General features: G+C 35.5%; 14 protein-coding genes and 4 tRNA genes. 1 reads left to right on the top strand and 17 read right to left on the bottom strand.

Annotation, left to right across the window (positions count from 1 at the left end):
* Positions 1–112: 112 nt before the first annotated feature.
* From ACJJVN_RS15220 to ACJJVN_RS15140, 17 genes are all read right to left on the bottom strand, one after another.
* Positions 113–184: transfer RNA gene (locus ACJJVN_RS15220), tRNA-Thr, on the bottom strand.
* A gap of 68 nt (positions 185–252) precedes the next feature.
* Positions 253–325, bottom strand: a tRNA-Gly gene (locus ACJJVN_RS15215).
* Between the two features lie 62 nt (positions 326–387).
* Positions 388–468: transfer RNA gene (locus ACJJVN_RS15210), tRNA-Tyr, on the bottom strand.
* 32 nt (positions 469–500) lie between these two features.
* Positions 501–574: transfer RNA gene (locus tag ACJJVN_RS15205), tRNA-Thr, on the bottom strand.
* A 98-nt stretch (positions 575–672) separates the two neighbouring features.
* Complete coding sequence (gene hpf / locus ACJJVN_RS15200; RefSeq protein ID WP_104514680.1) at positions 673–972, bottom strand: ribosome hibernation-promoting factor, HPF/YfiA family; 300 nt, start codon at positions 970–972, stop codon at positions 673–675.
* A 21-nt stretch (positions 973–993) separates the two neighbouring features.
* Positions 994–1878, bottom strand: coding sequence for a tyrosine-type recombinase/integrase (locus tag ACJJVN_RS15195; protein ID WP_405379236.1), 885 nt, complete (start codon positions 1876–1878; stop codon positions 994–996).
* Between the two features lie 68 nt (positions 1879–1946).
* Entirely contained in the window at positions 1947–2141 is a 195-nt protein-coding gene (gene rpsU / locus ACJJVN_RS15190; protein WP_104514678.1) for a 30S ribosomal protein S21, read from the bottom strand.
* 119 nt (positions 2142–2260) lie between these two features.
* Positions 2261–3430: an acyl-CoA dehydrogenase family protein gene (locus tag ACJJVN_RS15185; RefSeq protein ID WP_104514677.1), complete on the bottom strand. Its 1170-nt coding sequence runs from the start codon at positions 3428–3430 to the stop codon at positions 2261–2263.
* Between the two features lie 79 nt (positions 3431–3509).
* Positions 3510–4373 (bottom strand): helix-hairpin-helix domain-containing protein, encoded by an 864-nt coding sequence (locus ACJJVN_RS15180; RefSeq protein ID WP_104514676.1) that lies wholly within the window; start codon positions 4371–4373, stop codon positions 3510–3512.
* Between the two features lie 12 nt (positions 4374–4385).
* Positions 4386–6176 (bottom strand): alanine/glycine:cation symporter family protein, encoded by a 1791-nt coding sequence (locus tag ACJJVN_RS15175; RefSeq protein ID WP_405369754.1) that lies wholly within the window; start codon positions 6174–6176, stop codon positions 4386–4388.
* An 80-nt stretch (positions 6177–6256) separates the two neighbouring features.
* Complete coding sequence (locus tag ACJJVN_RS15170; protein ID WP_405379233.1) at positions 6257–7267, bottom strand: potassium channel family protein; 1011 nt, start codon at positions 7265–7267, stop codon at positions 6257–6259.
* Positions 7268–7279: 12 nt separating this feature from the next.
* Positions 7280–7507 carry a PspC family transcriptional regulator gene (locus tag ACJJVN_RS15165; protein WP_104514673.1) on the bottom strand — a complete coding sequence of 76 codons (228 nt, stop codon included), beginning with the start codon at positions 7505–7507 and terminating at the stop codon, positions 7280–7282.
* Positions 7508–7570: 63 nt separating this feature from the next.
* Positions 7571–8839, bottom strand: a complete 1269-nt coding sequence (locus ACJJVN_RS15160) for a DUF2851 family protein (protein ID WP_405379231.1) — start codon at positions 8837–8839, stop codon at positions 7571–7573.
* Between the two features lie 105 nt (positions 8840–8944).
* The gene (locus ACJJVN_RS15155; protein WP_104514671.1) at positions 8945–9961 is read right to left on the bottom strand and encodes a PLP-dependent cysteine synthase family protein; all 1017 of its coding nucleotides are present in this window, start codon (positions 9959–9961) and stop codon (positions 8945–8947) included.
* A gap of 106 nt (positions 9962–10067) precedes the next feature.
* Positions 10068–11150, bottom strand: coding sequence for an amidohydrolase family protein (locus tag ACJJVN_RS15150; protein ID WP_405379229.1), 1083 nt, complete (start codon positions 11148–11150; stop codon positions 10068–10070).
* Positions 11151–11197: 47 nt separating this feature from the next.
* Positions 11198–11614 (bottom strand): hypothetical protein, encoded by a 417-nt coding sequence (locus ACJJVN_RS15145; RefSeq protein ID WP_405369757.1) that lies wholly within the window; start codon positions 11612–11614, stop codon positions 11198–11200.
* A gap of 110 nt (positions 11615–11724) precedes the next feature.
* Positions 11725–12510, bottom strand: a complete 786-nt coding sequence (locus tag ACJJVN_RS15140; protein ID WP_405379227.1) for an SDR family oxidoreductase — start codon at positions 12508–12510, stop codon at positions 11725–11727.
* 113 nt (positions 12511–12623) lie between these two features.
* On the opposite strand from ACJJVN_RS15140, the gene map reads away from it, so the two are divergent.
* Complete coding sequence (gene map, locus ACJJVN_RS15135; RefSeq protein WP_405379225.1) at positions 12624–13433, top strand: type I methionyl aminopeptidase; 810 nt, start codon at positions 12624–12626, stop codon at positions 13431–13433.

The following is a 13433-nucleotide window of genomic DNA, read 5'->3' as shown; positions in this document are numbered from 1 at the left end:
TTATAATCTTAGTTTATATTAGTGTTTCGTTTTATAAAGACAGACACGGAGCTAAAACCAAATCAGTCTATACTAGTAATGGCCTCTATTGAGACCTATTTTTATCTTACAGAGCCAATGACGAGATTTGAACTCGTGACCTCTTCCTTACCAAGGAAACGCTCTACCCCTGAGCTACACCGGCAAAACCCCTTCATAAGGAATGGACAACTTGACTTTAAACTCAAATAAAAATAGAGTTTAATATTTTAGAGCGAGAGACCAGGTTCGAACTGGCGACATTCAGCTTGGAAGGCTGACGCTCTACCAACTGAGCTACTCTCGCATTTATTAGTTTTACAACTAAAAGGTATTCAATATTTCAAATTATCTTTTCAGATAATATAGTGGGGAGAGCAGGATTCGAACCTGCGAAGGTTTCCCAACGGAGTTACAGTCCGTCCTCGTTGGCCGCTTGAGTATCTCCCCTACAAACCAATTAAGATTTGTTATTTCAAAAGAGCCGATGGAGGGACTCGAACCCACGACCTGCTGATTACAAATCAGCTGCTCTAGCCAGCTGAGCTACATCGGCTTTTGACACTTTCTTATTTCTAAAAAAGTTCGTTATTTCTAACGGAGTGCAAATGTAAGTCTATTTTTTAATTGACCAAACTTTTTTTTGATTTTTTTTTAATGTTCAGCTAATTTTTCTTTGCGCTTTTTCAATTGTCTCTCTAAAGACGCGGCACACTCGTCGATACACTGCTCAAAAGTTTTACATGTTTTTTTTACCACCATATCATCTCCTGGTACAAATATTCTAATTTCAGCTATCTTATTTTCTGGAGCTGATGTCTTCTGCACTTTTAGATATACATCTGCATTTATGATCTTATTATAAAATTGCTCTAACTTATCTAATCTCTTTTGAGTAAAATCAATTAGTGAAGCATCTGCATCAAAATTTACTGCTTGCGTGTTTACCTTCATAATAAATAGGTTTTAAATTAATTATTTTTTTGATCTAGGATGAGCATTACTATAAACCCCTTTTAACACAGCCATACTACTATGCGTATAAATTTGCGTAGATGACAGACTAGTATGCCCCAATAATTCTTTCACAGCATTTAAATCTGCACCATGATCTAACAAATGCGTAGCAAATGTATGTCTCAAAACATGCGGGCTTATCTTTACCTTCAAAGATACCTTACTAAAATATGATTTTATAACGCGATACACAAGGCTTGGATAGACTTTAATTCCTTTAGAAGTAACAAACAATTCATTTACACCAGAGACAGCGACAACACTTCTTAAACCTAAATACTTCTCTAAGTGATTTTTAATGGAATGAACTAACGGTATTATGCGCTGCTTATCCCTTTTACCAGTTACTTTTATCTGATCACGTATTAAATCGACATCAGGTATTTTCAGGTTAATCAACTCATCTCTCCTTATTCCAGTCGCATACAACAACTCTATCATTAAAAAATCTCGAGATTGTTCAAAATCATTTTCATCATAAGGAGAATCTAATAATTTTAACACTTCATTTATGGAAAAAGGAACTTGAATTTTTTTTGCAACCTTCAGGCTTTTATATAAACTAGACGGATCAACAGTCAGCTCTCCTATTTTAAGAAGAAACTTAAAATAAGATTTTATAGAAGACATTTTACGATTAACCGTTCTATGGGAGTCACCATTTTCCAACAAGTCAGTCACCCAACTTCTAATATCATTATAAACGACATCCACCACAGAAACTACTCCTTGCTCTTCTACATACAACAGGAAAAGGCTTAAGTCTTTCTTATAAGCCGATATGGTGTGAGATGAATAATTCTTCTCATACTGTAAATACTCTATATATGATTCTATATGCATAAAAAAACCGCTAGCTGTAAATGTATAAATTTACAACTAGCGGTATGATATTCTAAAGAAGAAATTCTCTAGATGTTCTCTGCGTCACGAAGTCCTTGAATGTAAGCTGCTTTGATGTTGCGAGCACGTTTTACAACAGACGGTTTATTAAACTGCTGTCTTCTACGTAGTTCACGCATCTTGCCTGTACGATCAAATTTTCTTTTGAAACGCTTTAGAGCTCTATCGATATTTTCTCCGTCTTTAACTGGTATTATTAACATAGTGTCATCACCTCCTTTCTTTGGGATCGCAAAAGTACATATTATTTTACAATCTCAAAGAACTTTATTTTATTAGATATTTATTTATTTTTCGCTTTCGCGAAAGCGTAACCCTCAACCTACTTTGCTGCTGGTTTATAATCTTTACCGTCCAACATCATTTTTGCAATAATCTCGCGCATGATCTCACTAGTACCACCACCGATAGGGCCTAGACGACTATCTCTCCACATTCTCGCGAGTGGATATTCTTCTATGTAACCATAACCTCCTAGATACTGAAGGCACTTATAAATGACCTCGTCAGCGATTTTTGTAGAAACCAACTTAGACATACTAGCCTCTTTTACAGGATAAAGTCCTTTATCTAATTGCTCTGATATGGAGTAATTAAAGTTTTTTGCCATCTCTACCTCACTATACATATCTGCCATACCGTGACGTAAAGACTGGAATTTATCAATAGTAGTACCGAAGGCCGTACGTTCTTTCATGTATTGCGCAGTGTACTCTAGAGCATACTCTGCTCTTGCATGAGAGTTAATGCCCATAATAAGACGCTCTAGTGCAAAGTGCTGCATGATATAAGGAAATCCTTTCCCTTCTTCACCCATAAGGTTTGCAGCAGGAATACGCACATTATCAAAACCTATCTCTCCTGTATCACTTGCTCTCCATCCTAATTTATTAAGTTTAGTAGCACTTATCCCTGGCGTCTCACGATCCATAACAAAAATAGAGATACCTCTACCCTTTGCATCTACATCAGTTTTTGCAGCGATTACCAAGTAGTCACTATAAACACCGTTAGTAATAAATGTTTTTGAGCCGTTAATGATATAATGATCACCATCTTTAACAGCAGTGGTTCTCATTCCTGCAACATCACTACCACCGAATGGCTCTGTAATACCTAGACATCCTATTTTCTCTCCTGTTAACGTAGGAACAAGGTATTCTTGTTTTATACGCTCATCTCCTTCTTTAAGTAAGTGTTGTGCACCTAGGAAAGCTTGCACCCACATAGCTGCTGCAAAACCACCTGAATTAATGCGTTGCATTTCTTCTAAGAATATCACTGTATAAAAGAAATCTAGATCTAGACCACCATATTCTTCTGGATAATAAAGACCGAAATAGCCCATCTCTCCCATTTTCTGAAAAATCTCTCGATCTATCTTTCCTGTTTCTTCCCATCTATCAATATGTGGAACAGCTTCTTTATTAAGAAAGTCTCTAAAACTTTGTCTGAAGGCGTCATGCTCTTCAGTGAAATATTTTGAATACATAAATTAAGTACTATATGATTATAGAAAAACACTTAAAACATAATTTTAAATGCGATATTCTCAGTTACAACTGATTATTTTAATCTAATGTCAAATATAGTTGAATTAATGCTAATTTTTCTTGTGGAAATCTAGATGTTAACATCACTTTATCCCAAGATTTAAATCCATCGCGCAACGTCCTTTGTTCCATTAGTTTATCAACTAGGTAGTCGTCAAAATAAGGAATAGCTAACAACTGTTCATCGGTAGCGGTATTTAATGCTATTTTCTTAAAACCAACCGGAGCTGTGACATAAAAATGCTTCTTTAATTGCACCATAGTAGAATCGGTAAGGCCATAGACACCTCTAACTTGAGAGATATCTATAAAACCCTTAAGTCGATCTCTTTCTTTAATAATTCTCCCAGAAAGGGCTGGACCTATTCCATAAACCTTTTTAAGTTGATCTTGAGAGGCTAGGTTAATATTTGCAGCGACTACTTTACGATCTTTATAAGGTACAAAGGTTTTATAAGTATTCTTTTTAGGGTTTGTAACCCATTCAGGAAATTTAAAATATGGCGATATACTATCCAGCCATTGATCACTAACTTGGGTTACTTTTTGAAAATCTTTCTTAGAGTTTACCCATTTTCCGCTTTCGCGAAAGCGGTGCAATCGATCTATCTCTTCTACACTAAGACCTAATTTATAACCTCTATAGTCAGTTATATAATTAGGGTTAAAAGGATAAATAGTATCTCTTCTACTTTGTTGGATTCTTTTTAATGAATCTACCCTATGTTGATATGAAGAAACGTTATCTAGTACGAGTGGATCTGGCGGTAAGGTTCTAATATAATAGAGACCAGCAACAACTAATATGATAAATAGTAATAATATAAAAATCCCTCTTTGCTGACTTCTATCAAATGCAAAGAGGGATTTTATATTATTCAAAATAAGTATGTTTTATTTAGTCTGTGGTATTTCTCCAGATTTTACTTTAGCAAAATAAGTTTTGAGATCTTTTGCAACTCCACCTGACATCATGTATAAACCGATAAGGTTAGGAATAGCAAGAGTAAGGAACATCATGTCTGCAAAATCTATTACCGCACCTAAACCTATAGAAGCCCCTAAAACTACCGTTAATAAAAATACAGCTTTAAATATAATTTCTACAATTTTCTTGCTTCCAAAAATACTTTGCGCTGCTTTTACACCGTAGTAAGACCATGTAAGAATAGTTGAAAATGCAAATAAGAAAATAGCTATAGTAAGTAAATAGTCTGCTCCAGGAATTACTTTAGAAAATGCAACTGCTGTAAGAGCAGAACCTGTAGCTACTTCTCCTTGATACGTACCAGTAAAAATAAGAACTAAAGCTGTAAGTGTACATACTACAACGGTATCAATAAATGGCTCTAAAAGAGCTACAAAACCTTCAGCCACTGGGTGATTAGTTTTTGCAGCAGAGTGAGCAATTGAGGCAGATCCTAAACCAGCCTCATTAGAGAATGCAGCACGTTGAAATCCTAATACAAGAACACCTAAGAAACCACCATACATAGCGTCTGCTTGAAATGCGCCATCTATAATTAATCCAAACGCGTGTCCTACTTCAGTAATGTTTGCTCCTACTACGATTATACACATTAAGATATATAAACCTGCCATAGAAGGGACAACCTTATCAGTAACCTTTGCGATTCCTTTAAGGCCTCCTACGATTACGATACCTACTAGGACTGCGATTACAACACCTATGATAGTTTTTGCTGTTCCATCCACACCCATAACACTTGCTAGTTGCGCAGTTGCTTGGTTAGCCTGAAACATTGATCCTGCAGCAAATGCCGCAAGCATAATAATAATGGCATATATAAGAGAAAGACCTTTACCTAGTCCACCTAATCCTTTTTCAGCAAAACCTTTTTTAAGGTATTCCATAGGACCACCAGAGATCGTTCCATCTTCTGCAACGGTTCTATATTTTACTCCAAGAGTACATTCTATAAACTTAGAAGACATACCTAGTAAACCTGCAAGAATAATCCAGAATGTTGCTCCTGGACCACCTGTAGAAATAGCTACTGCTACACCTGCTATATTACCTAATCCTACTGTTCCAGATACTGCTGTTGCAAGAGCTTGGAAGTGTGTAACCTCACCTTTAGCATCTGCCTCATCATACTTACCGCGCACTAGTCTTAAAGAATGCTTTATACCACGTATATTGATAAAACCAAAACGAATAGTAAAAAACACTGCTCCTAGAATTAACCAGATTACCATGAATGGCAACTTTATAGTCTTTACCGTACCGTTAGGGTTTAAAACTATGTCGCCATTAGCATCCTTAACCTGATTATCATACAGTCCTAAAGAGTAAAAAGGATCAAAGAAAAAGTATTCATCCATAAATCCTACAATCGGTGCAAATGCCGCACTCATTTTTTCAGGGATAGACTCTGCTGGCACTTCAAAGGCTAGCTCACCAGTTAAACCTGCAGCATCTTCTACTCTTACAGAGTATTCTTTACCTTCTTTTGCGTTTTTTACGGTTTTTGTAGAAGTATCAATATTCTTTTCAGACCAATAATATTTGTATGGAGCCGCTCCTCCTTCTACATTTATATCTATAACAGCTGTCTCTATCTCACTAGAATCATCGGTGATGTTGTGAGACACTTTTAATTGAGAAAAACCTAATTGAGAGAAAAATGTGAAAATTATTAAACTAAGAAATAATTTATTCATGAAGTATAACTTTAAATACATTAAATGGTTAAGTCAGCAAGATGCACAAAAATCTTGCTTTTTGAAAGCTTTACAGCTATTTATGTTATGTCATTGTTAATTCTGTACACTTTTTGCAGTCTGGAAATCTGCTCTGTATTACCTACAACTATAATTTTTGAGCCTGGAACTAATTTTTGATTAGGATCTGGGTTTACAATATAATCTCCTTGTGGAGATTTATAACCTATAATCGTACAACCTGTTTGTTCCCTTAGATTTAGTTTAACAATGGGGCAATCTTTAATATCATCAAACATTTGCTCAAAAGAAACCTGTTCAAGATTTACTCCATCATTACCTCCATAACTTAATTTATCCCAAAATTCAATCAAATCAGGACTAACAATTAAGGAAGCCATGTGTTGCCCTCCTATAGCATCAGGTAATATTACATTATTTGCACCAGCAAATTTTAATTTTTTATAAGAATTCTCTTCACTAGCGCGAGATATAATTTTCAAATCCTCGTTCAATTGTCGTGCACTCAGCACCACAAAAAGATTATCTGCATCTTCTGGCAGCGCAGTAATTAAAGTAGAAGCTCTATTGATACCTGCTTTAGCAAGCACGTCATCATCATTTGCATTACCTCTTACAAAGTTTATTCGGTCTAAAGAACAGTCATCAATTACCTGCTGGTCCTTTTCTATAATTATAAACTCTCTATTATAATCCTGTAATTTCTGAACGGCTTGTTTTCCATTACGACCATACCCACAAATTATAATGTGATTCTCCATAGAATTTAAATGTTTATTTTTTCTTTTCTTACTCAATTCTGCTAAACTATTTGTGGACAGTAAATACTCTGTAATCACTGCCAGTGCATAACCTACAGTAATCACACTGAAAAGAATAAAACCAGTAATAAACAACTTATCAGATGAAGTAGGCTCTTGCAGCTCTCTATACCCTACAGTAGTTATCGTTATTACAGTCATATATAACGCATCTATCCATGACAGATCCATTATTATTTTAAAACCTATTACGCCTACAGAAAGCATAAAAAGCAATAAAGCAAAAGCTATTTTTAATTTATTATGCAACTGTCGTCATTTTTAAAGATCAAATACAGAACTACGTTTTGTATAAATAAGGTCTTTAATTTTAAGCCAAAAAGCCATAATTAAATACACAGCAAATCCAGCACCTAAGGTTGCAAACGTGAAATAAATAAAAGTAATACGCACGCTACGTGCTTTCATTCCTAACTTATCTGCCACACGAGAAGATACGTAAAATCCGTATTTCTCCATTAATGTGCGTATATAAGTAACTATTTTCATGCTGTAAATTTAATCAATCGAGATCATAAATTTTCAAAGCTTTAAAGAATTAACTAGATCAGGTTAATTTCTCAATAACGCCACACCTATATCGCAACTCAAACATTTATTGACATCACAATAATTAGACTTTAATTGTAGTAAAGATTGTGTTTGTAACGCACTATCTATTTTAAACAATTTCTTAAACCCTGAAACAACAGTATTTTTCTCGGCCTTCAATTCGTACATTAATTCGAGAAGCTCATCAGTCTTATCTTTTCCTATAAACCTGGCTTGCATAAATTTAATGGGCACAATACAATTTATAATTAAAAGATCTATAAAATCGGCTGTTAGTATTTTTTCTCTTTCTTCTGTTTCTTTATCAAAAACATGATGCGTATTCCAGTATTTAGAAGCCTTAATATCAAATAATCGATGAATGTCTGACCTAGTTCTAGCAAGCAAAATCTCTCCAAAAAGCATAGGATTGCGTTGATACAACATCGCAAGTTGTGAAATTCGCACGGTAGGATAATTTGCCGGTCGCAATCTAAAAAACTTCATAGGTGTTAAAGAAGGTTTTAATAAGTGTTTCGCTTTCGCGAAAGCGTACTCATCAACCAACTCTTTATAATAACCATCTTTCTTTACCTCATCTAGCAATCCAGACTGACCCAATAAAGCTGCCTCTAGTTGAAAAGCATCCTTAGCAAGTTTGCGCACAACTGACTGCTCCATACTACTAGCTAGTTGTTCAAAAGCGTCTGCATTAGTTTTAGTCCCAAAACTTCTGGCTAAAAGCTGAAAAAAAGCAGCTTCCCAATCGTTATTGTTTTGGGCTAGCATGTGCTTAATTCTATCAGACTTATATTCTAATCGTTCAAAAAAAAGTTTTTCTATCCATTGATCTCTCAAAAAAGAATCTACCGTAACCCACTGGTTTTCACAATTTATAAATTGATTATTCTTAACCACAAAGAGCTTTCTATAAGATTGCACAAGCGATTCATTCACATATTTAGAAACATCTAGAACAGGAATATTAACGCCATCTCGCCTAGTAATCTCTGCATCGTGATTCCATACTACGTGTAAAATCACATTATCATATGCAGGGTCATCATCATGACCATGAACATACCAGTCACTTGCTTTTACATGCATTTCTACATTTCCTGCCCAGTCTTGACCATCTATCTCTACACGGCCATTAAAAAAGTCTGGTCCAGAAAAGAAATTATGTGTCCCTAATGATTTTATTTTTATCTCCTTTCCTTCTGTTGTCAGTAATTGCTGACCACTCAATTTCTTAAACTTCCAGAGGTAATGGATAAAATCTTCTTGCATGATGGGAAGATAGCAATTATTTAAAAATTACAGAAACTGCGCTAAAATAGAAAACCTCAAAAGCGATTGCTTTTGAGGTTTTTTATTCATCTTGATAAGTAGCTACTATTTATCATCTGGATGGTAAGTACCATCTTCTTTTAACCAGCCTTTTTCTTTCATCCAGTTATCGTTAAAGAATTTCCCTACATAACGACTACCATGATCATGATAAAGAATGACAACTACATCATCTTCAGTAAAACCTACTTCTTTATGGATTTGTTTTAATCCTTTGATAGCAGCACCAGCACTATTTCCTAAAAACATACCTTCTTCCTTTGCCAGTCTACGTGTATAAACCGCTGCATCTTTATCAGTAACTTTAGTAAAGCCATCGATAATATCAAAATCTACGTTTTTAGGTAAAATATCTTCACCTATTCCTTCTGTTACATATGAGTAAATCTCGTCTTGATCAAAAATACCTGTTTCATGGTATTTTTTAAATACAGAACCATACGTATCTATACCCCATATTTTAACATCAGGATTTTGCTCCTTCAAGTATTTACCTACTCCACTTATAGTACCACCAGTTCCTACACCGACAATAAAATGAGTTATTTTACCCTTAGTCTGTTCCCATATTTCTGGACCAGTACTCTCATAATGCGCTTGTGCATTTGATGGGTTATCATATTGATTAACATACCAAGAGTTAGGTATCTCCTGACTTAATCTTTTACTAGTAGAATAATAAGACTGAGGATCTTCTGGAGCTACATCAGTAGGACATACATGCACCTCAGCACCTACAGCTCTAAGAATATCCATCTTTTCATTAGACTGCTTATCACTTAGAACACATATTAACTTGTACCCTTTAATAATAGCAGCAAGAGCAAGACCCATACCTGTATTACCGCTAGTACCTTCTATAATGGTTCCACCTGGTTTTAGACGTCCATCTGCCTCTGCATCTTCTATCATCTTTAAACCCATACGGTCTTTAGCCGAGTTTCCTGGGTTAAAGGTTTCATACTTTGCAAGTACTAATGCAGGAACATCATTTGCCAGTTTGTTCATTTTAACAAGAGGCGTATTTCCTATAGTACCTAATATATTTTCTACGTAATCCATTTATTCTTAATTAAGTTGCAAAAATAGGATTTAAACTAGTTTCAAGATAAAAATATATCTTAATCTGTCCATTAAATTCATATCCTACATAGAGTGTTGTAAAAATCTAACCCCTTACACGTTCATAAAAAGCTTTTTTTGCTGCTTCATCACTCCCAAAAAGCCATCTTACTACGTGTTCGTCCCACATATCATCTGCTTGTGCTGGAGAGATGATATCACGTTCTATAGCTAGATCAATAATTTTACCTGGATAAGAACTCTGTTTTTCACTATCCATTTCTCCCAATGGGTATGGATCATCTAGCCCAACAAGAACCTGTTTTGCTCCTTGATTTTCTACAAGAAGTTTCAAAGAACCAGTATCATGCACTAGAGTATCAAAGAAAATATTAGGATGACCTACAGATTTTCTAGGATGCGTTTTTCCTTCAAATAAATCTGGTCTACCGTCGAAGCCTTGAATCCTACGTCCTAGATTCATTTGCGCTAGTTGTCCACCATGTGCAAAACATATACGCATACCAGGATATTTAAACGCATATCCATTAAGAGTTAAGAAATGATAAGCATCTGCACATTGTGCTAGCATCCATATTAAATGAAAACGCCATGATGTATTCTGTAGTTTTATAAATTTCTCACCATCATAAGGATGTATCTCTACTGCAAGGTTAAGTTCACTAGCTAGCTCAAAAATAGGCTCGTTTTCTTCATCAAAAATACATCGCCACTGTCCTATAGTATCCATGTAGTGAGTAGGTAGACAAAGTAACTTCATCCCTAGAACTTTTACACAACGCTCTATTTCCCACAACGCTCCACGCACATAACCTGGGTGTACTACAAAACCACTTGTGAATTTTGAAGGATGGTCGTGCTGTATTTTTGCATTAAAATCGTTTTGAAAACGTAAAGCTTGTTTCATCTCTTCTAGACGCAAACCATTTCCATACAGCTGACTTAAATTTAAAATAACCGCGTGGTCTAGTTTATACTTATCCATCCACTCTAGCTTTTCATCTAGAAAGAAACTAGAATCAGTTACAGGACGAGACCAGCCTTTTTGCAACATATTCTTACGCTCAGGATCTACCCAAAAAATCCCTTTCTCACGCATGAAATCTGGAATTTGCTCTGGATATGGTAGTAAATGTGAGTGACCGTTAATGCGTAGTTTTTTATTCATGGCTGTTTAGTTGTATTAAATTATTAGTCTGTATGGATTTAAAATAATTACTTATTTAAAAATAACGTCTCGTTGCTAGCTTTTAACTGTCGTTGTTTTAACCTAATGTATTCGAACAGATTTTGCACTGTAGATATATTGTTATCTATTAACTCTCCTTCTGAATAAGGTGCTAATTGCAACTTTTTAGATATTCGGATCATAATTTTATCATCATCTTCGTCAGTAGAATCTACCTTTAAATCATAATACAAATCATCTTGCGGAACAATCATAATTCCGGCAACTTTAGAATATTCTTGAATTGCTTCTTTTATAATTTGTATTTCATTTCTTTTAAAACCTCGTTTGAGAAAGAACTCATAAAACTCTTCCCAAGTGACTTTCATGTTTTTCCTTTGCTCTACAGCTTCATCTATAGAATCATTAAATACCTTGTTATTATTAAAAGATTTATGCAACATAAATACTATTGCTAATACTACACTTAGAATTGTTCCTCCTATTTTTAAAGCAAAAATCAAATTAAATCTCTTTATTGTGGTTAAAAACCTACTTGATGCATAACTTCATCCTACAAACTCTTCGTCCTTCCACCATCTACCGGTAAATTAATACCGTTAATGTAGCCTGCCTTATCACTGGCAAGAAAAGTAATGGCATTTGCTACTTCTTCTGGTTGTGCAAATCTTCTTGCTGGGACATAGCCTTTCATGATTTCGGCAGCTTGTTCTTCACTGTGTCCTGCTCTTTGTGCTTTTCCTGCAATGATTTTATCAAGTCTATCGGTTGCGGTAAATCCTGGTAATACATTATTAACCGTGATTCCAAAAGGTCCTAATTCAGTCGCCAATGTTTTTGCCCAACTTGCCACTGCTCCACGTATCACGTTAGAAACTCCTAAGAACTCTATAGGTGCTTTTACACTGGTAGAGATCACATTAATTACCCTTCCATAACTAGCTTCTTTCATTCCCGGCGCGCATGCTTTGATCAATACTTGGTTGCATTTTACATGTTGTGTAAAGCCTTGTTCTAACGCATCAACTTCTGCATCGATTAAGAATCCTGGTGCAGGACCGCCTGTATTGTTTACTATAATATGTATAGGGTTCGCTTTCGCGAAAGCGGAAACTACATCCTCTACTTCTTTAAAATCAGAAAAGTCGGCCACAAGAAAAGCATGATCATTGCGTTTACTTGTGTCTAATTCACTAAGAACTTCTTGTAATTTATTAGGATTGCGCGCTAGCAAAATTACTCGTGCACCTGCTTGAGCAAACTGTATTGCAGTTTCTCTTCCTATTCCGGTACTGCTTCCACAAACGAGAGCAGTTTTGTCTTTTAAGTTGATATCCATCTAGCGAATTTACAGAAAAATGAGAGAAATAGACCATTGTAATACTTTTGATAACGTCTTACTTTATTGACCAATGATTTGATAATAACTACCTTTGCCGCTTTCCATAGATTATGATCGTTACAAAGAATAAAGAAGAGTTAGAAATCATGCGTCGTGCGGCGTTAATGGTAAGTAAAACCTTAGGTATGATTGCTGCCGAAATTAAGCCTGGTGTAACCACGCTTAGACTAGACACACTTGCAGAGCAATACATACGTGACAATGGTGCAATACCAGGTTTTAAAGGGTTGTACGATTGCCCTAGCACATTGCTCATTTCTCCTAATGAAGAAGTGGTACATGGTATACCTAAAGAAGTAGCCATTAAAGAAGGTGACGTTCTTTCAATAGACTGTGGCGCTATAGTAGACGGTTTTTATGGTGATCATGCCTATACCTTTACGGTAGGTGATGTACCACAAGAAACTCAAGATTTATTAGACCGCACAAAGAACTCTCTTTATTTAGGTATAGACCAACTAAGAGTAGGAAAACGTGTAGGTGATGTAGGTTATGCGATTCAAGATTATTGTGAATCCTTCGGTTATGGAGTAGTACGTGAACTGGTAGGTCATGGATTAGGTCGAGTAATGCATGAAGATCCACAAATGCCTAATTACGGTAAGCGTGGTCGCGGTAAAAAGTTTGTAGAAGGAATGACGGTTGCTATAGAGCCTATGATTAACCTAGGAACAAAAAACATAAAACACCATCCTGATGGCTGGACCATTACCACTAGAGATAAAAAACCTAGTGCACATTTTGAACACGATGTTGCTATAGTAGATGGAGAGCCTCGTTTACTAAGCACATTTGATTATATTTATGAGGTGTTAGGGATTACTTCAAATGAGGAAGATCCTTATAGGTGGAAAGATTAA

Source organism: Nonlabens sp. Asnod3-A02 (genome assembly GCF_045063755.1).
In the GTDB taxonomy this organism is placed as follows: Bacteria; Bacteroidota; Bacteroidia; order Flavobacteriales; family Flavobacteriaceae; genus Nonlabens; species Nonlabens xylanidelens.
Note: the sequence above shows the minus strand (reverse complement) of the source record. Positions and strands in the feature narration are given on the sequence as shown.